Annotated in this window: 22 protein-coding genes and 1 pseudogene; 8 read left to right on the top strand and 15 right to left on the bottom strand. The window is 51.2% G+C overall.

Going from position 1 to position 21,699, the window contains the following annotated elements; genetic code table 11:
- Positions 1–40 precede the first annotated feature (40 nt).
- Together asr and FDX14_RS15515 are read right to left on the bottom strand one after the other, a co-directional pair.
- The gene (gene asr, locus FDX14_RS15520; protein ID WP_061381381.1) at positions 41–433 is read right to left on the bottom strand and encodes an acid resistance repetitive basic protein Asr; all 393 of its coding nucleotides are present in this window, start codon (positions 431–433) and stop codon (positions 41–43) included.
- A 137-nt stretch (positions 434–570) separates the two neighbouring features.
- On the bottom strand, positions 571–2,058 hold the full coding sequence (locus tag FDX14_RS15515) for a carboxypeptidase M32 (protein WP_137349799.1): 1,488 nt from the start codon (positions 2,056–2,058) through the stop codon (positions 571–573).
- A gap of 75 nt (positions 2,059–2,133) precedes the next feature.
- Here FDX14_RS15515 and FDX14_RS15510 point away from each other — a divergent pair.
- Positions 2,134–2,285: pseudogene (locus tag FDX14_RS15510) on the top strand (GhoT/OrtT family toxin); the annotation flags it as partial.
- Here FDX14_RS15510 and FDX14_RS15505 read toward each other — a convergent pair.
- From FDX14_RS15505 to msrP, 4 genes are read right to left on the bottom strand one after another with little or no spacing between them, the layout of a single operon-like run.
- A complete protein-coding gene (locus FDX14_RS15505; protein WP_137349798.1) occupies positions 2,272–3,147 on the bottom strand; it encodes a formylglycine-generating enzyme family protein in 876 nt (291 codons plus the stop codon). The pseudogene FDX14_RS15510 and the gene FDX14_RS15505 overlap by 14 nt on opposite strands.
- Entirely contained in the window at positions 3,140–4,171 is a 1,032-nt protein-coding gene (locus FDX14_RS15500; protein ID WP_170973596.1) for a formylglycine-generating enzyme family protein, read from the bottom strand. Before FDX14_RS15500 ends, FDX14_RS15505 begins: the two co-directional genes overlap by 8 nt.
- Before the next feature lie 45 nt (positions 4,172–4,216).
- Positions 4,217–4,831 (bottom strand): protein-methionine-sulfoxide reductase heme-binding subunit MsrQ, encoded by a 615-nt coding sequence (gene msrQ, locus FDX14_RS15495; protein ID WP_137349796.1) that lies wholly within the window; start codon positions 4,829–4,831, stop codon positions 4,217–4,219.
- Complete coding sequence (gene msrP / locus FDX14_RS15490) at positions 4,832–5,836, bottom strand: protein-methionine-sulfoxide reductase catalytic subunit MsrP (RefSeq protein WP_137349795.1); 1,005 nt, start codon at positions 5,834–5,836, stop codon at positions 4,832–4,834.
- Between the two features lie 188 nt (positions 5,837–6,024).
- On the opposite strand from msrP, the gene FDX14_RS15485 reads away from it, so the two are divergent.
- The 3 genes from FDX14_RS15485 (at position 6,025) to FDX14_RS15475 (ending at position 8,983) form a co-directional block, all read left to right on the top strand.
- Entirely contained in the window at positions 6,025–6,747 is a 723-nt protein-coding gene (locus FDX14_RS15485) for a winged helix-turn-helix domain-containing protein (protein WP_137349794.1), read from the top strand.
- Positions 6,744–8,216 carry a sensor histidine kinase gene (locus tag FDX14_RS15480; RefSeq protein ID WP_137349793.1) on the top strand — a complete coding sequence of 491 codons (1,473 nt, stop codon included), beginning with the start codon at positions 6,744–6,746 and terminating at the stop codon, positions 8,214–8,216. The genes FDX14_RS15485 and FDX14_RS15480 overlap by 4 nt, the downstream gene beginning before the upstream one ends.
- Positions 8,217–8,308: 92 nt before the next feature.
- Positions 8,309–8,983, top strand: a complete 675-nt coding sequence (locus FDX14_RS15475; RefSeq protein ID WP_137349792.1) for a CPBP family intramembrane glutamic endopeptidase — start codon at positions 8,309–8,311, stop codon at positions 8,981–8,983.
- A gap of 31 nt (positions 8,984–9,014) precedes the next feature.
- Here the strand turns inward: FDX14_RS15475 and ynfM are convergent, their stop codons facing one another.
- Positions 9,015–10,265 (bottom strand): multidrug efflux MFS transporter YnfM/SxtP(Kp), encoded by a 1,251-nt coding sequence (gene ynfM, locus FDX14_RS15470; RefSeq protein WP_038640493.1) that lies wholly within the window; start codon positions 10,263–10,265, stop codon positions 9,015–9,017.
- A gap of 107 nt (positions 10,266–10,372) precedes the next feature.
- On the opposite strand from ynfM, the gene ynfL reads away from it, so the two are divergent.
- The 3 genes from ynfL to bioD all read left to right on the top strand — a co-directional run bounded on the left by ynfL (position 10,373) and on the right by bioD (position 13,441).
- Positions 10,373–11,281 carry a multidrug efflux transcriptional activator YnfL/SxtR(Kp) gene (ynfL, locus tag FDX14_RS15465; protein ID WP_042308503.1) on the top strand — a complete coding sequence of 303 codons (909 nt, stop codon included), beginning with the start codon at positions 10,373–10,375 and terminating at the stop codon, positions 11,279–11,281.
- Between the two features lie 118 nt (positions 11,282–11,399).
- Positions 11,400–12,620 carry a sugar metabolism global transcriptional regulator Mlc gene (gene mlc / locus FDX14_RS15460; protein WP_042308501.1) on the top strand — a complete coding sequence of 407 codons (1,221 nt, stop codon included), beginning with the start codon at positions 11,400–11,402 and terminating at the stop codon, positions 12,618–12,620.
- Positions 12,621–12,745: 125 nt separating this feature from the next.
- Positions 12,746–13,441 carry a dethiobiotin synthase gene (bioD, locus tag FDX14_RS15455; protein WP_042308499.1) on the top strand — a complete coding sequence of 232 codons (696 nt, stop codon included), beginning with the start codon at positions 12,746–12,748 and terminating at the stop codon, positions 13,439–13,441.
- Here the strand turns inward: bioD and clcB are convergent.
- The 6 genes from clcB to FDX14_RS15425 all read right to left on the bottom strand — a co-directional run bounded on the left by clcB (position 13,397) and on the right by FDX14_RS15425 (position 19,805).
- The gene (gene clcB, locus FDX14_RS15450; RefSeq protein ID WP_137349791.1) at positions 13,397–14,686 is read right to left on the bottom strand and encodes a voltage-gated ClC-type chloride channel ClcB; all 1,290 of its coding nucleotides are present in this window, start codon (positions 14,684–14,686) and stop codon (positions 13,397–13,399) included. The genes bioD and clcB overlap by 45 nt on opposite strands.
- A 119-nt stretch (positions 14,687–14,805) precedes the next feature.
- Entirely contained in the window at positions 14,806–15,420 is a 615-nt protein-coding gene (gene dmsD, locus FDX14_RS15445; RefSeq protein ID WP_079224281.1) for a Tat proofreading chaperone DmsD, read from the bottom strand.
- 23 nt (positions 15,421–15,443) lie between these two features.
- Positions 15,444–16,298: a dimethyl sulfoxide reductase anchor subunit family protein gene (locus tag FDX14_RS15440; RefSeq protein WP_137349790.1), complete on the bottom strand. Its 855-nt coding sequence runs from the start codon at positions 16,296–16,298 to the stop codon at positions 15,444–15,446.
- 1 nt (position 16,299) lies between these two features.
- Positions 16,300–16,917: a DMSO/selenate family reductase complex B subunit gene (locus tag FDX14_RS15435; protein ID WP_061381367.1), complete on the bottom strand. Its 618-nt coding sequence runs from the start codon at positions 16,915–16,917 to the stop codon at positions 16,300–16,302.
- Between the two features lie 10 nt (positions 16,918–16,927).
- Complete coding sequence (gene ynfF, locus FDX14_RS15430; RefSeq protein ID WP_137349888.1) at positions 16,928–19,360, bottom strand: selenate/tellurate reductase subunit YnfF; 2,433 nt, start codon at positions 19,358–19,360, stop codon at positions 16,928–16,930.
- A gap of 136 nt (positions 19,361–19,496) precedes the next feature.
- The gene (locus FDX14_RS15425; protein WP_137349789.1) at positions 19,497–19,805 is read right to left on the bottom strand and encodes a DUF1161 domain-containing protein; all 309 of its coding nucleotides are present in this window, start codon (positions 19,803–19,805) and stop codon (positions 19,497–19,499) included.
- 103 nt (positions 19,806–19,908) lie between these two features.
- Here FDX14_RS15425 and FDX14_RS15420 point away from each other — a divergent pair, with 103 nt between their 5' ends.
- The gene (locus FDX14_RS15420; protein ID WP_077949316.1) at positions 19,909–20,619 is read left to right on the top strand and encodes a YnfC family lipoprotein; all 711 of its coding nucleotides are present in this window, start codon (positions 19,909–19,911) and stop codon (positions 20,617–20,619) included.
- Between the two features lie 6 nt (positions 20,620–20,625).
- Here the strand turns inward: FDX14_RS15420 and speG are convergent, their stop codons facing one another.
- Both speG and FDX14_RS15410 read right to left on the bottom strand, forming a co-directional pair.
- On the bottom strand, positions 20,626–21,186 hold the full coding sequence (speG, locus tag FDX14_RS15415; protein ID WP_038640513.1) for a spermidine N1-acetyltransferase: 561 nt from the start codon (positions 21,184–21,186) through the stop codon (positions 20,626–20,628).
- A 36-nt stretch (positions 21,187–21,222) separates the two neighbouring features.
- Complete coding sequence (locus tag FDX14_RS15410; protein WP_038640515.1) at positions 21,223–21,564, bottom strand: DUF1283 family protein; 342 nt, start codon at positions 21,562–21,564, stop codon at positions 21,223–21,225.
- Positions 21,565–21,699 lie beyond the last annotated feature (135 nt).

The following is a 21,699-nucleotide window of genomic DNA, read 5'->3' as shown; positions in this document are numbered from 1 at the left end:
ATGCTACGGCGTGGGGGGCGCCATAGTGTCTACAGGTGTGTTATGCAGCAGGCTGAGCGGCTGGTTTCGCGGAGTCGTGTTTTACGGTTTTTTTGGTGTGTTTTTTAGCGGCCTGAGCTTTTTGTTCTGCAGCAGGTTTGGTTGCTGCTTTTTTGGTGTGCTTTTTCGCCGCCTGAGCTTTCTGTTCTGGCGCTTTTTGTTCTACAGCCGGTTTAGTTGCTGCTTTTTTGGTGTGTTTTTTAGCAGCCTGAGCTTTCTGTTCTGGCGCTTTCTGCGTCGCAGTTTTGTGCTGTTTTTTATGATGCGTGGTTTTCGCCGGGGCCGCTTTCGTCGTTGCAGCAGTTGGCGCGGTGGTAGCAGTTGTTTCAGCAGCAAATGCAGCAGAAGACAGACCCATAGCAGCGGCAACAACCAGAGCTAATACTTTTTTCATTCTCATACCCTCGATTTGGTTTTTCATTCAACCCCACTGCGGGGCCGTTGAAATAACTATATCGCTGTAATTACTGGGCTTCCGTGAGTCATTGGTATCGGCGTGTAACGATATGTACAATGACTCACGGTAGGAGATTACAAATAACGGGCTTCCAGGTGAGCGCGGAAATAGCGGCTGCTGAGCGGCTCTCCGGTGGCCTGGGTAATGAGTTGTTCCGTGGTAAAACGACTGCCATGCTGCCAGATATTCTGGCGTAGCCAGTCAAAGAGGGCGCTAAACTCTCCTTGCGCAATGTGCTGGTTCAGATCGGGCAATGCGCGGTGAGCTGCGCTGAACAATTGCGCCGCATACATAGCGCCTAAAGTGTAAGACGGGAAGTAGCCAAAGCCGCCGTCGGTCCAGTGAATATCCTGCATACAGCCATTGCGATAATCCCCCACCGTTGACAGTCCAAGCCAGGCCTGCATCTTCTCATTCCACAATGCCGGAATGTCATCCACTTCAATGTCGCCGTTAATTAATGCTCGCTCGATTTCATAACGCAGGATCACGTGAGCCGGATAGCTCACCTCGTCGGCGTCAACGCGGATAAAACCGGGTTTTACCTGCTGGTTCCAGGCGATAAAATTGCTCTCTTCAAACGCAGCCTGATCGCCAAAATGACGCGTCACCGCCGGAATGAGTCGCGTCAGGAATGCTTTACTGCGCCCCAATTGCATCTCAAAGAACAGACTTTGCGACTCATGAATGGCTGTTGAGCGTGCCAGAGCGATAGGTTGTCCTGACCAGTTACGCGGCAGGTTTTGCTCATAGCGGGCATGACCGGTTTCATGAATCACGCCAAACAGCGCGCTGAGGAGTTCATTTTCGTCATAGCGGGTAGTAATGCGCACATCTTCCGGTACGCCGCCACAGAAGGGGTGTGCGCTGATATCCAGTCGGCCAGCCGTAAAGTCGAATCCTAACTGCGCCATCGTTTCCAGACCCAACTCTCGCTGGACAGCCTTCGGGAAGGGGCCAACCGGGGCGATAAGCGTTTGCTGAGACTGTTTTGCCACTGCCCTGGTGAGTAGATCGGGCAGCCAGTTTTTCACGTCCGCAAACAGGACATCCAGTTGGGCGCTGGTCATTCCTGGTTCAAAGATGTCCAGTAGCGCGTCATAAGGTGAACAGCCTTTAGCGTCTGCACGCAGTCGGGCTTCTTCGCGGCTGTACTTCACGACTTCTTTCAGGTTCTCGGAGAATCCTTCCCAATCGTTCGCGGGTCTCTGGCTGCGCCAGGCATGCTCACAGCGACTGCCCGCCAGCGACTTTACTTCTACCAGTGATTCAGGCAGCAGGGATGCCTGGTGATGCAGTCGCGACATTTCGCGCAAATTCGCTTGCTCAACATCGTTAAGATCTTCCTGTTTTGCTGCGGCGATCCACGTGGCTACCTTCGGGTCGGTTAACAGCTGATGTTCAAGCACGCTTAGTTCAGCCAACGCTTCGCCGCGAGCTTTACTGCCGCTCGGCGGCATCATGGTGAACATGTCCCAACTGGCGATAGCCGAAAGGTGAGAGAAGCGAGAGAGGCGCTGGAACGTGCGGGTGAGTTGATGGTAATTATCATTGTTACTCATTTTTTGTTCTCGTTCTGTTTAGGTGTGGGTAAGAAGTTTACCGTGATTCATCGACGATTTATGCACCCATCTTATTTTCTTATTATCTGGCTTAGGTTTATTTCGCACGACAAAAACTCATCCACTTTCTGAGCGCTTTCCTCATCGGCGCCACCTTGTCGATACGTTTCCCGGTGGCGCTTGTTGCTCTCTTCGTCTTAAGGCACGTTGCGTTTACGGTTCCATGACACACCGAGCCGTGCTCCTGTGTTTCTTGTCTTCATAATTTCGTGAAACAGTTGGTGCGCCTCCGCGTGCGCTCATGGACTGTGAGCGGACCACTCTGTCGTCCTTATATTTATCGTTATCAGCCCAGTAACCTGTCTCCTGATAAATATCACGTGTCCACTCGGTACCGTTGCTCGCTAGATCATAGAGTCCCAATGGGTTTGGGGGAAACTTTCCGACGGACATCAGTTTATCTTCTAGCACCGAATAGTCTGCGCGCTCTTTGTCGGTTTCCAGCGGGACATTTTTCCCGGGTTCTACGATGCCAGTGTCCGTCGGGTAGAGAATGAACTGGCCCCGGTTACGGGCAGCATATTCCCACTGTTTTTCGGTAGGTAGATCCATTGTCTTCCCGCTTGCTTTCCCCAACCACTGACAATAATCCCGCGCTTCTTGCCAGGTCAGTAGGACCGGGACGCGATCCTCTTTCAGTTCTTTTTGTTTTGGATCGGTAACCTCTACAGGATCTTTGCTGTTGGCCCTCGTGTAAATAGCATAATCCGCGTAAGTAACCTGATATTTTGTCATTGCATAATCATCAATGGAAACTTCCCTCGATTCTAAGGGATAATTGAACTGCTGTTCGGCATAACGTTGTTCGCCATACTCCGTGTCAAACCTACCAAAGTAGAATGAGCCGCCCTTAATTTCGACCATATCGACCTGAGTTTGCCTGACCAGGTCATGGGTATCGTTGGCGGAGAATATTGTGCCAACACGTACGAACAAACGACTGATGTTATCGTGCAAAGCATCAGAAAACAGCAGCCATGGCAATAACGCTGCGGTAAGAAATGAAATCCATAAATATTTTTTACTCATGAGTCGCTATCCTTTGCGAACGGTTTATGGCGCAGCGGGCCGTGTAAGAACTGGCGGAGTTAACAGAAGCAGAAACGGCAGCATAATAACGATCGTGAACAGTCACGCCAAATCCTGATGAATCAGCATGGGGTTGATAGGGACGCAAGACTTTTGCAGGGCCTTCATCGCCTAAATACCCTTTTGCCGGCCCTTTGGGGTTAATAAAAGGACCTTCGCCAACTGGTTTATCTCTTGAATACCAGTCGTTAACCCATTCAAGGCCATTGCCAGAAAGATCGTATAATCCCAGTGGCGAAGGAGGAAATTGCCCAACAGGAGTGAAATAAACATCTTTGATTGCCATCCTCATTTCGAATGAGGAAACGTTAACACCGGGTTCAATTTTGTTATTGTTGGTCATAAACCCAACGTACTGACTACGATTCCTTGCGGCATATTCCCATTGTGCTTCTGTGGGCAACGCAATCGGTAAATCCGTTAACTTTCCTAACCACTGACAGTAATCATTAGCCATTGTCCAGTTCAGTATGGCAGGAAGATTGCCATGCTGATGGATTTTCTCCCAGCTTTGGTGATCAAAACGGTCATGATACGGATTGGTTAATTGACCGTTATCGGCCTGAAAAGTATCAAAGTCACGGTTGGTTATTTTAAACTTTAACAGAGAATAATTACTTAGTTTGACCCGATAGACAGGAACATTAGCGCACTGTGAAAGCGTTGGCGCATAGTTATCACAATTATCCGGCCCCATAGTAAATTCGCCACCCTCAATAAAAATGGCGTCGTTCGCGATGCTTTGCTTAATAAGCGCTTTGTTCTTTTCGATGATATTCGGCGTCATCAAGGAGGTGACAGATGCGGGGGCGCTTTGTGTATGCTTGCGATAAAGTCCATCCAACCAGATAGCGCTTTTATATAAGCCGTTGCTGTAGAACATTTGCGTCAAAAAAACGAAGAACAATAAAAATACGATACCGCACCACTTAAGAATGCGGCCAAAACTGAGCCTTTTCATCATGAAATCCTTCTCTGGGTTCATCTGGTCAGACGCAGAGTACCATACTCAAAACATGACGAATTCTGAAAGTGTCCGTAACAACTTTTTATAGCGAAATACCAGCAGCACAATAAAACAGGAGGCGTAGATAATAGGGGACGGTGACAACACTTTGACCGACCATAGGTAATGAACCGGGAGTAAAATGGCAGTCAGGTAGACGTAGTTGTGCAACGTTTGCCAGCGTTTGCCCATTTTACGCTGTGCGGCCTGCGTGGAGGTCAGCGTCAGCAGGAGTAAGATAACCCAACCCGTCATGCCCAGCGTGAGCCATGGTCGTGAAACCAGCTCTCGCCCCAACAATCCCAAATTTTGTATACCCAGCTCCAATAGCGCATAGCTGGTCAGATGCAGTGTGGCCCAGGCAAAACACCATAATCCTAACAACCGTCGGGTACGAAACAGCAAAGGCTGCTTTGCATAGCGTGCGAGCGGCGATACCAGCAGGGTAGCAAGCAAGAATTTTAGCGCAGTAATGCCGGTAAAATGCTGAATGTCTTTCCCGGGATCGGCGCCCAACGCACCCTGTTGCACTGCCCAGAAGAGCCATAGCAGGGGTAAAAAACCGGCGAGATGCAGTAGCACTTTCAGGCCGGTTATCTGCTTTACCGTTAATCTCACTTAAAAGTTCTCCCGTAGATCCATACCCCGATATAAAGAAGCCACCTCCCTGGCGTAACCGTTAAAAAGCAACGTCGGCTGGCGTTGTACATCGAGAATCCCACCGGAACCGATAAAACGTTCTGTCGCCTGAGACCACCGAGGATGATCGACATGCGGATTAACATTGGCATAAAAACCGTATTCGTTCGGCGCTGACATATTCCAGGTCGTCGGCGGGCGCTCACGTGTCAGCTTGATACTGACAATCGATTTAATACCCTTGAAGCCATATTTCCAGGGGACCGTCAGGCGTATCGGCGCCCCGTTTTGCGGCGGCAACGCTTTGCCATACACGCCCACGGTCAGAAGGGTAAGAGGGTGCATGGCCTCATCCAAACGCAAACCTTCAACATAGGGGTATTTCAAGCCGCCGCCAATGAAGCGATCTTTCTGACCGGGCATTTCATCGGGGGCGTAACGTGTTTCAAACGCGACATACCTGGCGTCGCTGGTGGGTTCAACCTGCGCCAATAATTTATGTAAGGGAAAGCCAATCCACGGCACAACCATCGACCACGCTTCAACGCAACGCATCCGGTAAATACGTTCTTCTAACGGAAAACGTGTGGTCAGCGCATCATGATCCAACGTTAAGGGTTTGTTCACCTCACCGCTGATGGTTAATGTCCAGGGATCGGTTTTCAGGCTACCGGCATTGGCGGCAGGATCGGCCTTATCCAGACCAAATTCATAGAAATTGTTATAGCCCGTTACCTTGTCTTCCGGCGTCAGGGGTAGTGAGCTTTGCCAGGCATCCGGTTTTATGAACTCGAGCGGTTTCCCCGCCGGTGCAGGCGCTCGATCGTTGCCCTTAAACCAATTCAGTAGATTCGCCTGTGTCGGGGAGGAGAGAGAAGCGACTGCAGCGCCTATTCCAAGCGCTTTGAGGACCTGTCGTCTTTGCATAAAAAAAACTGATTCGGCGGTAACATCAGCTTCCCGAAGTGGACGTTTTTTCTGCATAACTGTTCCTTTTTATTTTCATGTTAAGGAAAACAAAGCGACGTTTCCCTGTTGATGCCTGACTTTCTATAACGACATCCTGTATCCAGGCGTATCCCAGGATCCTCACGAAAAGTTAAAAATTTTGTGATAACTTCCGCCCCTTGCCTGAGGTAAGCTTTCACAACGATGAGAGGGAGAGGACACTGATGGCCGGCGCAAAAAAGATATTTTTGGTGGAAGATGACAGCGATATTGCCTCACTTTTGCAGCTTAGCCTGAAGGATGAGGGATACGAAATTATCCATGAGACGGATGGAACGCGCGCGCTTGAACAACTGGAAAAACATGTCTGGGATGCGGTTATTCTCGATTTAATGCTGCCGGGTGTCGATGGTCTGGAAATATGTCGTCGCATTCGTCAAATGAGTTTCTATTTACCCGTCATCATTATTAGCGCCCGTACCAGTGAAACTCACCGCGTTCTGGGGCTGGAGATGGGAGCCGATGATTATTTAGCCAAACCTTTCTCCATACTGGAACTGATGGCCCGCGTGAAGGCGTTGTTTCGCCGTCAGGAGGCGATGAGCCAGAATCTGCGTGTGGAAGCGGGGCTCATTAACATCCATGGTTTGGAGATTGATCCCTTAGCCCGTGAAGTCCGCCAGCATGGCAAATCTATCGATTTGACGCCCCGTGAGTTCGATCTGCTCTATTTTTTCGCTCGTCATCCTGGCGAGGTTTTTTCGCGTCAGGCGCTGTTAGACCATGTGTGGGGCTACCAGCACGAAGGGTATGAGCATACGGTGAACAGTCATATTAATCGTCTGCGGACCAAGATTGAAAAAGATGCTGCTGAGCCGGAAATTATTCTTACCGTTTGGGGACGAGGCTATAAGCTTACAGCGAATAACGCGGAGCATCAGTCATGATTTATCGACTGTCTTTAAGCCAGCGTCTGACCCTGGTATTTACCGCGATTATGTTGATTTGCGCGGTAGCCGTCAGCGTTGTCCAGCTGCGTAATAGTCAAAAATATGGCGATGCCATGGTGCAAAGGCTATCGCTGGAACTTGCGAGCAAGATTGTCAAAAGTGAGGCTCTGATTGATACCCGCGGGCAGATCAATCGACAGACGTTAAAAGGACTGTTTAATCACCTGATGACGCTCAATCCAAGCGTTGAACTGTATCTGGTTTCACCTGCAGGTGACATACTCGCCGATGCCGCACCGCCCGGGCATATTCAGCGCCAGAAAATTACCGTGCAGCCGATCCAGGGTTTTCTAAATTCGGATGCTTTGCCAGTGTATGGCGATGATCCGCGCAGCAATCAGCAGAAGGTCTTTAGTGCGGCGCCAGTGATGCTTAACGGCCAACTACATGGTTATCTGTACATCATTCTCCAGGGCGAAAATCTGCATATGCTGGCAAATACCGCCTGGCAGAAAACGCTCTTGAACACCGTGACAGGAACATTAATTCTGGTTTTATTAGCCGGCGGAATTGCGGGCTTGTTGGTGTGGCGATGGGTGACGCATCCGGTAAAAAGGTTGACCGCGCAGGTGGTCAAAATGGAGCAGGACAGTATTAGCGTCATTAAGCAGTTGGCGCAGAAAAAGCCCGAACCGTCACCGGGGAATGAAATTGCGTTGTTGAACAATGCGTTTATTGAACTGGCACAGCAAATTGCGCAGCAGTGGGATTTGTTAGCTGACAGCGATCGCCAGCGCAGAGAGTTTATTGCCAATATATCTCACGATTTACGCACGCCGCTCACCTCGCTGCTGGGCTATCTGGAAATGTTGTCGCTGAAAGCCGACACGATAACGCCAGAGGAAAACAGGCATTATCTTAGTATCGCGTTGCGCCAGGGGCATAAGGTTCGCCATCTGTCACAACAACTGTTTGAGCTGGCGAGGTTGGAGCACGGCGGCATAAAACCTCAGCGCGAACGTTTTGCTATTGGCGAGTTGATCCAGGATGTGGCGCAGAAGTTTGATCTCCCTGTTGCCACACGCCATTTGCAGTTACACCTTGACGTGATGGGGCCGTTACCGCTGGTAAATGCCGATTTATCGATGATGGAAAGGGTGGTGACAAATTTACTGGATAATGCTATCCGCCATACGCCTGACGGGGGGGATGTATGGCTAAAAATCTGGCGTGATGAAGACCGACTGGTAGCAGAAGTGCAGGACAGCGGCCCAGGCGTGGAAATGGGGGTACGCGAAGTGTTATTTCAGCGCCCAACCGCGTTAACTCCCCGTGAGCAGCGTGGCGGTCTGGGATTGTTGATTGTGCGAAGAATGCTTGAACTGCATGGAGGCGATATCAATCTGGTTAATTCAACGGCAGGCGCGTGCTTCCGTTTTTGGTTGCCGCTGACGGATTCTCCATAGGGTAAATGTTGGTAGGTTGTCAGTGATAATGAGAATTTTTATCATATATCGATAATTCATCATCTTATACTCGACAAGCGCAAGGAGATTGTATGTCACAGGATGTCGACAACCAATATATCGCCCGGACCAAAGCCGTTACTGGCTGTTTTTCTATGTTTTTGCTGATGTTTGGTCTCACGTTTACCCCGTTGTTTTTTCCCGCGAGCCAGGACCTGCTCGCCAAAGGATTTCTCTTCCCGCTATTGTTTGTGTTGGAATTTGTCGTATTGGTTCCGCTGTATTATTTCTTCTTCAGAAAAAGAGAAGGGCTGGGCAAAGGGATCTTCAATGCCCGGTGGTTTGGCATTTTATTTGCGGCCCTGCTTTTTATTCAACTTATCTTGCCGTGGTTAGTAGGTCTCAGACAAACCGAAGCGTGGGTAACCAGCCAGATATCCTTAAACAGCTACGCGCTGTGGGTATCCACTTTGACCCTGATATTTATTGCGCCAGTTTATGAAGAAATTGTTTTTAGGGGCTGTTTATTCAACGCATTCCAGTATTGGTTCAATAATAAAACCTGGCTGTCGTCAGTCGTGGTATCAATTATTTTTGCCTTAATGCACACCCAGTATGTGGATCTGCGCACGCTGCTGATGCTGTTTCTTGTATCGCAGGTATTGATCCTTGCCAGAGTGAAAAGCAACGGCCTGTTGATGCCGATTTCGCTGCATATCGTGATGAACGGGACGGTTATTGTCCTGCAAATGGCGTCTTCTTCATAAGTGATGATGCCCGAAGCCCGGGCATCGTTGATTAAACGTGCAGACGATGGTGCAAACGCGCGCCTACCAGCAACGCCAGCACCAGCATCAGGGCGATAAATCCACCCACGCCGTTCCAGCCGTAGCTATGCCAGAATACGCCGCCCAGCGTACCGGCAATACTGGATCCCAGATAATAGCTGAACAGATACAGGGAGGAGGCCTGGCCTTTAGCGCGTTTTGCTCGTGGTCCAATCCAACTGCTTGCCACTGAGTGTGCGGCAAAGAACCCCGCAGAAAAGAGCAGCATCCCGGCGAAGATCAGCCATAGTGAGGTAAACAGGGTCATCAATAGCCCAAAAAGCATCACGCCGGTTGAAACGATCATCACCGGGCCGCGACCATAGCGGGTAGTCATGGAGCCTGCTTTCGGTGAACTCCAGGTCCCGGTCAGATATGCCACGGATAACAGGCCGACAACAGCCTGACTGAGTTCCCACGGAGAGAGCATCAGGCGATAGCCGATGTAATTAAACAGTGTGACAAACGACCCCATCAGCAAAAAACCTTCCGCAAACAGTAGCGGTAACCCTCTGTCGCGCCAGTGCAAACGGAAATTGATGAACAATGATTTAGGTCGCAGCGACGTGGGCCTGAAATGACGGGACTCTGGCAAAATTTTCCAGAACATCAGCGCGGAGGCGAGGGCAAAACAGCCGATCGCCGCCAGCGCGATACGCCAGTTGAAAAAGTCGGTGAATACGCCGCTGATCAAGCGACCACTCATACCGCCAATTGAGTTGCCACTGATATACAAACCCATTGAGAAAGCCACAAAGCTGGGATGAATTTCCTCACTCAGATAGGTCATCCCCACCGCCGCCACGCCGCTCAGCGACAGACCGATCAGCGCGCGCATGATTAAAATCCCGTGCCAGCTGGTCATCATTGTTGAGAGCAGTGTACAGCAGGAGGCGAGTAGCAGTGCCGTAACCATTACCGGCTTACGACCTATCGCATCGGAAAGTGGGCCAGTAAACAGTAAACCGATGGCCAGCATTGCCGTAGAGATGGAAAGCGAAATACTGCTGCTGGCAGGGGAAACCCCAAACTCGTGCGAGAGCACCGGCAGTATGGGCTGCACGCAATAGAGCAGGGCAAATGTCGCCAGCCCGGCAGAAAACAGCGCCAGCGTAACGCGCATAAAAGGGGATGTACCGCGTTTGATAAAACCATCCGGCAGGGTAACGCTCTCGTCAATATCGCTTGCCGGCGCGGTATCGACCGTTGTTGTACGACTCACTTGGAATCCTTGCTTAATATTTTGCTACTACAGGACCAGCCTTAAGAGTATGAAAATCCCAATATTCTGTCTAATATATTAATAATCTCAAATAATATTTTAAAAATATGAATATCGAACTTCGTCATTTACGCTACTTCGTGGCGGTTGCGGAAGAGTTGCATTTTGGTCGGGCGGCAGCGCGGCTGAATATTTCGCAACCACCGTTAAGCCAGCAGATCCAAATCCTGGAACAGCAGATTGGCGCCCGGTTATTGGCGCGAACTAACCGCAGCGTTGCCCTCACAGCCGCCGGAAAACAGTTTCTGGCGGACAGTCGGCAGATCCTTGGCCTGGTTAATGAAGCCGCCGCCCGGGCAGAGCGTTTGCATCTCGGAGAAGCGGGGGAGTTGCGTCTCGGCTTTACGTCATCAGCGCCGTTTATCAAAGCGGTATCAGACACGCTCTCCCTGTTTCGCCAGCGCTATCCTGTGGTGCATATGCAAACCCGCGAGATGAATACGCGCGAGCAAATTGCTCCACTTAACGAAGGCACTCTTGATCTGGGGCTTATGCGTAACACGCAACTCCCGGAAACGCTGGCGCGAGAGGTTATTCTGCATGAACCGCTGATGGCGATGATCCCACGAGCGCATCCGTTGGCGCAAAAGCCCGTAGTGACGCTGGCTGAGCTGGCTAATGAGCCATTTGTCTTTTTTGACCCTCATGTGGGAACAGGGTTGTATGACGACATTTTGGGCCTGATGCGTCGCTATAACCTCAAACCGACGATAACTCAGGAGGTTGGCGAGGCGATGACCATCATTGGATTAGTGGCCGCGGGATTGGGCGTTTCGATCCTGCCCGCTTCCTTTAAACGGGTGCAACTGTATGAAATGTGCTGGATCCCGATAGCGGAAGAAGATGCCGTCTCCGAAATGTGGTTAGTCTGGCCTAAGCATCATGAGCAAAGTCATGCCGCGCAACGTTTTCGTGAACAACTGCTGGCGGCGGTCCAGGCAATTAATTTAGTTTAAATATGGGTGAAAATGTGCAGTAAATCACAAGGCTAAGTAAAAAGTTGACGGAAGCCATTGAAGTGCTTCACCATAGCCCGCAGATTATTTCGGAGCGCGAAAATAAAGGGAGTAAGTGGTGGTTGCTGATAGTCAGCCTGGGCATATCGATCAAATTAAGCAGACCAATGCGGGCGCGGTCTATCGCCTGATTGATCAGCTGGGACCGGTATCGCGTATTGATCTCTCTCGCCTGGCACAATTGGCGCCTGCCAGTATTACCAAAATTGTCCGCGAAATGCTTGAAGCCCACCTGGTACAAGAGCTGGAAATCAAGGAAGCAGGGAGTCGTGGGCGTCCGGCCGTGGGGCTGGTTGTCGAAACCGAAGCCTGGCATTATCTATCCATTCGCATCAGTCGCGGCGAGATTTTTCTGGCGCTGCGCGATCTGAGCAGCAAGTTGGTGGTTGAGGATTGCCTGGAAATGGCGCTGGTCAGTGAAACACCTCTGCTGCAACGTGTCATTACCCAGGTCGATCAGTTTTTCATCCGCCACCAGCAAAAGCTGGAACGCCTGACCTCCATCGCCATCACGCTACCTGGCATAATCGATACCGAAAACGGCATCGTTCATAGCATGCCGTTTTACGATGACGTCAAAGAGATGCCGCTGGGCGAAGCGCTCGAAAACCATACCGGTGTGCCGGTCTATATTCAGCATGATATCAGCGCCTGGACCATGGCGGAGGCGCTTTTTGGCGCGTCGCGTGGCGCACGCGATGTCATTCAGGTCGTCATTGATCATAACGTTGGTGCAGGGGTGATAACCGACGGTCATTTACTGCACGCCGGTAGCAGTAGCCTGGTGGAAATTGGTCATACGCAGGTCGATCCCTACGGTAAACGTTGCTATTGCGGTAATCATGGCTGTCTGGAAACCATCGCCAGCGTCGACAGCGTACTGGAACTGGCGCAGGTGCGGCTGAAGCAGTCAATGAGCTCTTCACTGCATGGACAACCGTTAACAGTGGATGCGCTGTGTTTGGCAGCCATGCAGGGTGATTTATTGGCGAAGGATATCATTAGCGGTGTCGGGACCCACGTCGGACGCATCCTTGCTATTATGGTGAATTTGTTCAACCCGCAAAAGATATTGATTGGTTCTCCGCTCAGTAAAGCGGCGGATATTTTGTTTCCCACCATTGCTGACAGCATTCGTCAGCAGGCGCTCCCGGCCTACAGTCGGCATATTGTCGTCGAAAGTACGCAGTTTACTAATCAGGGGACGATGGCAGGGGCCGCGCTCGTTAAGGACGCGATGTATAACGGTTCTTTGTTGATACGTCTATTACAGGGTTAACATTTTTTAACTGTTGTACGAAAAATTGCGCTATCTCAAGCTGATTCCGGTCGTCATACCTTAGACTTTCTCCACTGTTTTATTTTCCTGACTTATATTTTCAAAGCATAACGGTGGAGTTAGTGATGCTGAAGCGTTTCTTTATTACAGGTACAGACACTTCTGTTGGGAAGACCGTGGTTTCCCGCGCATTACTACAAGCGTTGGCGTCAGGGGGTAAAAGTGTCGCGGGCTACAAACCGGTAGCCAAAGGAAGCAAAGAGACACCCGAAGGCTTGCGCAACAAAGATGCGCTGGTGCTGCAAAGTGTGTCATCCATCGAACTGCCTTATGAGGCGGTCAACCCGATTGCGCTGAGCGAGGACGAAAGTAGCGTAGCGCATAGTGGTCCGGTCAATTACACCTTGCTTTCCAACGGTCTCGCAAGCCTGAGTGAAAAAGTTGATCACGTTGTCGTGGAAGGCACCGGCGGCTGGCGGAGTCTGATGAATGATCTGCGTCCGCTATCTGAATGGGTGGTACAGGAACAAATGCCAGTGCTGATGGTGGTCGGTATTCAGGAAGGTTGTATTAATCATGCCATCCTTACCGCACAGGCGATTGCCAGCGACGGATTGCCGCTGCTTGGCTGGGTCGCAAACCGAATCAACCCAGGGCTGGCGCATTATGCAGAAATCATTGACGTGCTGAGCAAAAAATTACCTGCGCCGCTAATCGGCGAACTGCCGTATCTGCCTCGCGCAGAGCAGCGCGAGCTGTCACAGTATATCCGTCTGTCAATGCTTGGCAGCGTGCTGTCGGTAGATAGAGTCGTGGCGTAACGTTCTCGACAGCACTGACGCCACCACGCAGGCGATCAGTAATCCGGGGAGCAAGCGATACTCCCCGGTCATTTCACAAACCATCAATGTAGACATAATTGGCGCATGCGTGGTTGCTGCCAGTAGCGTGGCCATCCCCGTTAATCCCAGCAGAATGGCAATTTCATCCGGACCCGGAAGCCATAATCCCCACGCCCGTCCCAGCAGCATGCCGACAGACATACCGACAAACAGCGTTGGCGTAAACACCCCACCCGGCGCACCGGAGCCACTGCTGGCAAGCACAGCCAGTAACTTGCAGATAAAGATCCCACTCACCACGGTCAATAACGGTGGCGAGAGTAGGTATGACTGCACCACGCTGTAGCCATTTCCCCAAACGGCAGGAGTGAGCAGCGACAACAGGCCAACGATCAGCCCGCCAAGCGCCAGTTGCCACGGTGGCGAGAGTTTTAAGCGTAAAAAGCCATTATGGCTGGCGGTCATCAACCACATGAACAGCGGACCGCAGACGCCGGCAACCAGACCAGTACTGACGATCATGACGTATTCCAGCACATGCAGTTCCCGTGTGAAGTGCACGGCATAGAGCAACGCATTGCTGTCGCTCAGCACATTAGTGGTGAGCAAAGCGACGACGGCGGATACCACCACTGGCCCCAGCGAGGCGAGGATCATCGTGCCAAACAGGACTTCAGCAATAAATAAACTGCCCGCCAGTGGGGCATGATACGCGCCGGCCATACCTGCAGCCGCGCCACAAGCAATCCATAATTTCCATTCAGTGCGGGGTGTAAAGCGTTGGGCAAAGCTGGACGCGGCCAGCGCCGCCAGCAAAATCATGGCGCCTTCACGCCCGATAGCACTGCCGCTGGCGACAACCAGTAACGATGCCAGTGACTTTACCAGGCTGGCGCTGACGTCGAATTGTCCATCCGTTTGCAGGGCTTCCATGTAATCTGTAGGAGCCTGTGGTCGTAAACGGTTGAATTTTTGCCAACCCCAGAGCAGTAAGCCAGCTGTCAGGCCGCCCAGCGCGGGCGTCAGCATGCGTCTTATAGGAGAAAGGTTTGTCGCCGCATTGACCAGACTGCCCGTGTCGTTGCCCAGGAACAACCATTCAAGAAGGAACATGGCATGGCGAAAACCCGCGACGGCTAACGCGGCAAGGATACCAATCAGCGCGGCGATCAGCAGGCGGCGAAACATCGCACGCAGGTCAGGGTAAGCATGTAAATGATGCATGAGTGGCCAGACAGGGAAATTCAGACGCTTTATTTTGCGGCTATTTGGCAGCAGAAGCAAAAGCTCAGCGTGCGCAACGGGATGGAACGCAGGCAAGAAACGTCTTGCCTGCGGCGAAATTAACGAAATATAGGTTTATCGGCTACTGGGATCAGTAATTGCGATCGCCACTGTGCCAGCGTCAGTCGCGCCAGTTCACCCAAAGCCTGGTAGAACGGGTGGTTCGCATGTTCGATAAACACGTCAAGGAAGCGAGTTGACCACGGTAGCAGATGCCAGGCTAATAACTGTTCGCATTCGGTGTGGCGTCCGTTTTCAGCAAGCCAGGCCGTCAGTAACAGCAGCGCGCCAAAGTGATCTTCCGGTTCATTTTGCTGCATGGCAAACTGGATCCCGTTGTCCCGCATCCACTGACGTAATGCCAGTGTGGAATCGCCAAACAAGACATTTTCACGATCCAGCCAGACAGAACCCCAGGGCGGAGAAGGTAGCGCGTAAGGGCCGACAAACAGTCGCTGCCAGGCTTGCGGGAGCGGCTCAGTAGCCTCGGCTTGCAGTTGTTCAGCCAGCGCAGAAAGGGACGTGGGTGCAAGCGGCCACTGCGCCTGCCAGCCATCGGTTTTAAGCGCACTGACCAGCGCAGAAGCTTCCGCACTGTCTGGCGCATAGTAGAGCAGCGCACCCAATACGCGCGCCGCGGTAGAGAAGTTGTCACGTTGTGAAAAATGGGTCATGCGGGTTGCCCCGCACCCGAGTGTTAACCTGCAACAGCCATTCCGACTGTCATATGTAAGCCATAAAACAAACCGCGGCCAATAACTTCACCGGCAAGCACGAAAATTAAACCCAGCGCCAATCCGCCGACAGCCGGTTCTTTGCGACGAATTAGCGGGCATATCCAGCAACCCAGCCCCGCAACCAGCATCACGATGCGCCAGACCTGTAAGCTTGCGTAGTCGGGAACCAGAGCGCTGGCATGTTGTACCGAACTGTGAATTTCGCTGAGCGATACGCCCTGCAAAACGATAACGGCCACGGTCACCAGCAGGGCAAGTATGCTGATTCCGGCGAATCTGGCGGCGTTAAACGACACGCTCGCAGCGCGTAGCAGCAGGGCGGCAAATATCGGGCCACTCAGCAACATCGTCATGAAAAACGCCAGCGTAGTATAGCCATTATACCAGGTCGGAACGGTATCTATCTGGTAGACGTTAGTCATCGCCAGAACAAAAACCAGACCAAGCAACATGCTGAGCAGCAGCCAGATTTTACCTGACGTCGCCGGCATTTTACCGAGAAACGCCACCAGCCACCACAGGCCACCAACAGCGAAAAACAGCGAACCGCTGGCGATTTCGTTACTGAGCGCCGATGCGCCGATTCTGTTCAGCGAGTTAAACGCGCGTAGCGGTGAACCTAAATGCATTACTGAGGCGAGAAAGGCGATGCCCATCACCAGCCACAGGAAAAACATACTGCGCACGATACGTTGTTTTGCCACATCGTCTTTGGTGGTTAACCAGCCATACCCACTCACGATCAGCGCCCCGGCCACACATTGGCCCAGCACCGTAAACAGGACCAGCGGCCATTCATGCCATCCATTTCCCATTTTACACCTCCTTCGGATTAGCCAGAAAACCCGTGGTATCCCCGGTCGGGCGGCAATTGGCATTGGGTTTGATCACAATACTCGGTTTGGTGAAGTGTGCGCCCGGTAACGGGGCAACCGCCGCCAGTTCACCATGTTTTTTGCGCAACTCATCAATAGGACCAAAGTCCAGCGCGCGTAGCGGACATGACTCAACGCAGACAGGCTTTTTGCCGTCGGCGACGCGATCATGACAGCCGTCGCACTTGGTCATATGACCTTTAGCTGCATTGTACTGCGGCGCGCCGTATGGGCAGGCCATGTGGCAGTAGCGACAGCCGATGCATACGTCTTCATCCACCACGACAAAACCATCTTCGCGCTTATGCATTGCACCACTTGGGCAAACCTTGGTGCAGGCTGGATCCTCGCAGTGGTTACAGGAGATGGAGAGATAGTAGGCAAAAACGTTCTGATGCCAGACGCCGTTATCCTCCTGCCAGTCACCGCCTGCGTATTCATATATCCGTCGAAAGCTCACGTCGGGAGTGAGATCTTTGTAGTCTTTGCAGGCCAGTTCGCAGGTTTTGCAGCCGGTGCAACGACTGGAATCAATAAAAAATCCATACTGAGTTGTCATGGGTTACACCTTAAGCCTTTTCAACCTGAACGAGATTACTGTGGGACGGGTTCCCCTTCGCGAGCGGAGATGGTCGATGCGACGTGAGAATGTTAATTGAACCGCCGCGATCGATCTGATCGCCGAACATATCGGCATTGAGCCATGCCCCTTGTCCGATGGCTGTGACGCCTGGCAAAATGCGTGGTGTCACTTTCGCCGCGATCAGCATCTGACCATTATTGTTAAACACCCTAACCGTGTCGCCATTACGGATGCCGCGAGTATTGGCATCGATGGGGTTTATCCAGATTTCCTGCGGGCATGCCTGTTGTAATACGTCAATATTTCCGTAGCTGGAGTGGGTTCTCGCTTTATAGTGGAATCCGGTGAGCTGCAGTGGATACGTTTTGCGTTTAGGATCGTCCCAACTGTCAAAGCCAGGCGCATAAGCAGGAAGCGGATGAACAATTTCGTCGTCTTTAAGGTCCCAGGTTTCCGCGATGGTGGCCAGGCGTTCGGAGTAAATCTCAATTTTACCTGATGGTGTTTTCAAAGGGTTTGCGACGGGATCTTCGCGGAAAGAACGGAAAGCGACATAGTGTTCTTCAGGGCATTTTTTCTTGAAAATACCTGTCGTTTTCATCTCATCGTAATCCGGCATTTCCGGGTTACGCTCTTTGGTTTTCGCATGCAGGTATTTCACCCATTCATGCTGTGTACGACCTTCGGTGAACGTTTGATACACATCGGGGCCAAGACGTTTGGCAACTTCGCTTAGCGTCCAGTAAATGGGCTTACGTTCAAATTTCGGCGAAGTAGCAGGCTGTCCAAGGATGACATAACCCATATTCCCGGCGGACTCATGCGAGATGAGATCTTCCTGCTCGGTAGGCATCAGATCAGGCAGTAGGATGTCGCAGTATTTTGCGGAGGCTGTCATAAAGTGTTCAATACCGACGATCATCTCGCACTTGCTGTCATCCTGTAAGACTTCGTGGGTATGCGCGATATTGCCATGCTGGTTGATAAGAGTATTACTGGCATAACACCAGATAAACTTGATCGGCACATCCAGCTTATCTTTACCGCGAACGCCGTCTTTGGTCGCCGTCATTTCCGCGCCATGGTCGATAGCATCTGTCCAGGTAAAGACAGAGATCTGCGTCTTAACCGGATTCTCTAACATGGAGAACCATTCCACGCCCAGATCCCAGGTTCCCTCGCGCATGCCTGAGTTGCCGCCGTTAATCCCCACGTTGCCCGTTAAAACTGAGAGCATGGTAATCGCGCGGGCGGTTTGTTCACCGTTAGAGTGACGTTGCGGCCCCCAACCCTGGCAGATATACGCGGGTTTCGCCGATCCAATCTCACGTGCCAACTGGATAATCTTTTCAGCTGGAATGCTGGTAATGTGTGAGGCCCATTCAGGCGTTTTGGCAATCCGGTCCGGGCCTTCGCCTAAAATATAGGCCTTATAGTGCGCATTCCGTGGGGCGCTGGCGGGAAGGGTGGTTTCGTCGTAGCCGACGCAGTATTTATCCAGAAACGGTTTATCAATCAAATCTTCTGTGATCAACACCCAGGCAATTGCCGCCGCTAATGCGGCGTCAGTACCCGGGCGGATAGGAAGCCATTCATCTTCACGGCCAGCGGCAGTATCGTTATAGCGCGGATCGATAACGATCATCCGAGCGTTAGAACGTTCACGGGCTTGCTCAACATACCATGTTACGCCGCCACCGCTCATGCGGGTTTCGGCAGGGTTATTGCCAAACATGACGACCAGTTTTGTATTAGCGATGTCGTCCGGGCTGTTACCATCGTTAGCCCCAAACATGTAGCCCATCGCGGCGCTGATTTGCGCGGTACTGTAACTACCGTAACGGCTCAGATAGCCGCCGCAGGAGTTCATCAAACGGTAGGGGACGTTTGAGTTAGTGATATTCCCACCATCAACGCCTGTACCGTACAGCACATGAACCGCTTCGTTACCGTAATCATGCAGAATTCGTTTTAAATTACCGCTAATCGTATCCAGTGCCTCATCCCAACTGATCCGCTCAAATTTCCCTTCGCCGCGTTTGCCAACGCGTTTCATAGGATATTTAAGGCGGTCAGGATGATTCATGCGGCGACGAATCGAACGACCGCGCAAGCAGGCGCGGACCTGGTGGTTACCATAGGTATCATCACCAGTCGTATCAGACTCGACCCAGTAGACGGCATCATCTCTTACGTGCAAACGCAAAAGACAGCGGCTGCCACAGTTTACGGTACAAGAACTCCACACCGCCTTATCTTCAACTGATTGTATTGAGTCCTGTACCGCTGCTGCTCGTATGCCAAAAGGTAACGATAGCCCGCCTGCGGCAAGCGCCAGCGAACCGATAGCCGAGGATTTGACTAACGTCCTGCGACTAATACCCCCATCTTGTTTAACTCCAGACATAACCCACTCCATTGTCATTATCGCTATGTACTTTGTTTTACAACGAAATCAATAGCTTGCTAACCATGAAGTGAGTCTACCTATTTGTAGGTAAATCTTATTAATGCATGTCAAAGGGAAGCGACCCTCCGCGAGCGGAGGGCACTACTTATTGCGGTTCGGCAGCATGGCCGTCCTGAGCTGGCGTGCTATTGGCGGGGGCGTTGCCACTGTTGGTCCGGGTATAGAGAATTTTATGCGTATCGTTTGCACAATGTCCCACTACCAGGGAATCAGGTTGATCGGCCTGATCGTTGGGGACGATATTCAGCGTAAAGCTGGATTCCGCTACGCCATTATTTATGATGCGCTGTTCGATATCGCTCTTAACGCGTTCGCAGGACGCTGGTGCCGCCAGAACTTGTGGGGAGGCAGCTACCAGTAAGATTGCGGCAATTCCTGTTATATATTTCATCATCAGCTCCTTTTGTGAACGACATGAACTAAGAGTAGCATTTCTGGTGTAAATAATTGTATTTGCTAATATGATTGAGAATTATCTTCTTATCCGGGTGAAAAATGTGAAGAAACAGACCCTGTTAGTTTTCCTGTGCGCCGTACTGGTCGGGTGTGATAACGCCAAAGGGCTGGTTTCTTTTACGCCGGAAATGGCCAGTTTTTCCAATGAATTTGATTTCGATCCGCTGCGTGGGCCAGTGAAAGATTTCAGTCAGACGCTTCTTAATGATAAAGGTGAAGTTTCCAAGCGCGTTGTCGGTACGCTCTCGCAGGAAGGATGTTTCGATACGCTTGAACTGCACGATATCGAAAATAATACCGGAATGGCGCTGGTTCTGGATGCCAACTATTATCGCGATGCCGAAACGCTGGAAAAAAAGATCCGCTTACAAGGTAAATGCCAGCTAGCGGAACTGCCTGCTGCCGGTGTGGTGTGGGATACCGACGATAACGGCTTTGTCGTTTCCGCCACGGGAAAAGAGATGAAAGTCCAGTACCGCTATGACGCGGAAGGCTACCCGCTGGGTAAAACTTCCGTCAGTAAAGACAATACCTTACAGGTTGATGCCAAACCGTCGGTTGATCCGCTGAAGAAGCTGGATTACACGGCGGTGAGTATGCTGAACAATCATCCATTAGGTAATGTCAGGCAAACCTGTAAGTACGATAACTACGCCAACCCGGTCAACTGCCAGCTGGTTATCGTTGACGAAAGCGTGAAGCCAGCAGTTGAACATCATTATTCGATTGAAAACACCATCGATTACTACTAATCGCCTTTACTGAGCGGTAGGTTGTAGCAGGTTAGGACCAGACGTTTTGTGTTCTGCCAGATACTGCTGCTGGAAAATACACATACGGATGGTGTTGCGGTACTGACCGTTGATAAAGAATTCATGAATCAGTTCACCTTCCACCATAAAGCCGAGTTTACGGTAGATATGGATGGCTTTTTCGTTCTCTTTATCGACGATCAGATACAGCTTATATAAGTTGAGGACGGTAAAACCATAATCCATCGCCAGCTTTGCCGCCCGCGAAGCCAGACCTTTACCCTGATATTCGGGCGAAATAATAATCTGGAATTCAGCCCGGCGGTGGACGTGGTTAATTTCTACCAGCTCCACCAGCCCGGCTTTTTCACCTTCGCATTCCACCACAAAGCGACGTTCGCTTTGGTCGTGAATATGCTTATCGTACAGATCAGACAGCTCAACAAACGCTTCGTAAGGTTCTTCGAACCAGTAACGCATAACGCTGGCGTTGTTATCAAGCTGGTGGACAAAACGTAAATCTTCACGCTCCAGCGGGCGCAGCTTAACACTGAGGGCGCTAGTCATATTGTATCCTTGCAATATCCTTTAGGGGCACAGTCATTATGGTGCAACGGTACGGCCAGTACGACGGTCGAGGCAGCGCAGGGTGTTAGGTTCCCAGTAGGCGTTAATATTGGCGCTCTGCTCGCACTTATCACGGCTATCAAAGGCCGCGTCGGCTTTGTCCCACTCTTTCTCAGTACGCTTGTTCACTTTCTGACGTAACTGGCGGGTATCGTTCCATTGTTCCTTTTCCATTGCGGCCTGTTGACGGCTTTGCGCACTGTCCCCGGATTCAATGACCAGTTTACTGGTTTCAGCAAATGCAGAAGAGGTGTACACAGCCGCCGCAAGCGTCAGCATAGCCGTCAGACACAGACGTTTGGTCAGTGTAATATTCATGGCGAATTCCTTTTATGAGAAAGGGAAAAACGATAAAACAGGGCTAAATTCTACACTATTCCTGCTTCAGGGCATACCCACTGAGCGGATATGGATACGTTGGCGATATTCTGTCGTATCATGGTTAAACCGAAG

The sequence above is a fragment of the Citrobacter sp. wls710 genome (genome assembly GCF_005281115.1).
Classification (GTDB): Bacteria; Pseudomonadota; Gammaproteobacteria; order Enterobacterales; family Enterobacteriaceae; genus Citrobacter; species Citrobacter werkmanii.
This window is presented reverse-complemented; position numbering and strand designations above follow the sequence as displayed.

Excerpts from the sequence above, each read along its gene's own strand:
- FDX14_RS15435 (WP_061381367.1), bottom strand. The coding sequence starts at position 16,917 with ATGACAACTCAGTATGGATTTTTTATTGATTCCAGTCGTTGCACCGGC.
- FDX14_RS15410 (WP_038640515.1), bottom strand. The coding sequence starts at position 21,564 with ATGAATATTACACTGACCAAACGTCTGTGTCTGACGGCTATGCTGACG.
- bioD (WP_042308499.1), top strand. The coding sequence starts at position 12,746 with ATGCTGAAGCGTTTCTTTATTACAGGTACAGACACTTCTGTTGGGAAG.
- FDX14_RS15505 (WP_137349798.1), bottom strand. The coding sequence starts at position 3,147 with ATGAGTAAAAAATATTTATGGATTTCATTTCTTACCGCAGCGTTATTG.
- asr (WP_061381381.1), bottom strand. The coding sequence starts at position 433 with ATGAAAAAAGTATTAGCTCTGGTTGTTGCCGCTGCTATGGGTCTGTCT.
- FDX14_RS15440 (WP_137349790.1), bottom strand. The coding sequence starts at position 16,298 with ATGGGAAATGGATGGCATGAATGGCCGCTGGTCCTGTTTACGGTGCTG.
- FDX14_RS15515 (WP_137349799.1), bottom strand. The coding sequence starts at position 2,058 with ATGAGTAACAATGATAATTACCATCAACTCACCCGCACGTTCCAGCGC.
- FDX14_RS15480 (WP_137349793.1), top strand. The coding sequence starts at position 6,744 with ATGATTTATCGACTGTCTTTAAGCCAGCGTCTGACCCTGGTATTTACC.
- clcB (WP_137349791.1), bottom strand. The coding sequence starts at position 14,686 with ATGCATCATTTACATGCTTACCCTGACCTGCGTGCGATGTTTCGCCGC.
- FDX14_RS15500 (WP_170973596.1), bottom strand. The coding sequence starts at position 4,171 with ATGATGAAAAGGCTCAGTTTTGGCCGCATTCTTAAGTGGTGCGGTATC.
- msrP (WP_137349795.1), bottom strand. The coding sequence starts at position 5,836 with ATGCAGAAAAAACGTCCACTTCGGGAAGCTGATGTTACCGCCGAATCA.
- FDX14_RS15475 (WP_137349792.1), top strand. The coding sequence starts at position 8,309 with ATGTCACAGGATGTCGACAACCAATATATCGCCCGGACCAAAGCCGTT.
- dmsD (WP_079224281.1), bottom strand. The coding sequence starts at position 15,420 with ATGACCCATTTTTCACAACGTGACAACTTCTCTACCGCGGCGCGCGTA.
- ynfL (WP_042308503.1), top strand. The coding sequence starts at position 10,373 with ATGAATATCGAACTTCGTCATTTACGCTACTTCGTGGCGGTTGCGGAA.
- ynfF (WP_137349888.1), bottom strand. The coding sequence starts at position 19,360 with ATGGAGTGGGTTATGTCTGGAGTTAAACAAGATGGGGGTATTAGTCGC.
- FDX14_RS15425 (WP_137349789.1), bottom strand. The coding sequence starts at position 19,805 with ATGATGAAATATATAACAGGAATTGCCGCAATCTTACTGGTAGCTGCC.
- speG (WP_038640513.1), bottom strand. The coding sequence starts at position 21,186 with ATGACTAGCGCCCTCAGTGTTAAGCTGCGCCCGCTGGAGCGTGAAGAT.
- FDX14_RS15485 (WP_137349794.1), top strand. The coding sequence starts at position 6,025 with ATGGCCGGCGCAAAAAAGATATTTTTGGTGGAAGATGACAGCGATATT.